The sequence below is a fragment of the Pararcticibacter amylolyticus genome, assembly GCF_003130405.1.
Taxonomy (GTDB): Bacteria; Bacteroidota; Bacteroidia; order Sphingobacteriales; family Sphingobacteriaceae; genus Arcticibacter; species Arcticibacter amylolyticus.
Genome location: NZ_QEAS01000132.1, coordinates 1 through 339, shown reverse-complemented (window position 1 = coordinate 339; position 339 = coordinate 1). Strand labels below are relative to the sequence as shown.

At 39.5% G+C, this 339-nt stretch carries 1 pseudogene; it reads left to right on the top strand.

Annotation, left to right across the window (positions count from 1 at the left end):
- Positions 1-339 (top strand): annotated as a pseudogene (locus DDR33_RS26350) (tail fiber protein); the annotation flags it as partial.

Below are 339 nucleotides of genomic sequence, written 5' to 3'. Positions count from 1 at the left end.
GCCATTCTGAATGGCAACGTGGGTATTGGAACCTTATCTCCTGATTCAAGATTAACTGTCAAGGGAAAGATACATGCAGAAGAGATCAAAGTTGATTTGAGCGTGCCCGCTCCCGATTATGTGTTCAACGACAACTATAATTTAACCTCTTTAGAAGATGTGGAGAACTACATCAGAAAGAACAAACATCTCCCGGAAATACCTTCTGCAGAGAGTATGCAAAAGGAGGGCATTTCTGTTTCAGATATGCAACTTAAACTCCTTCAAAAAGTTGAAGAACTCACTCTTCATTTGATTAAACAGAACAAGATAATTAAGCAACAGCAGCAAAAGCTCGCA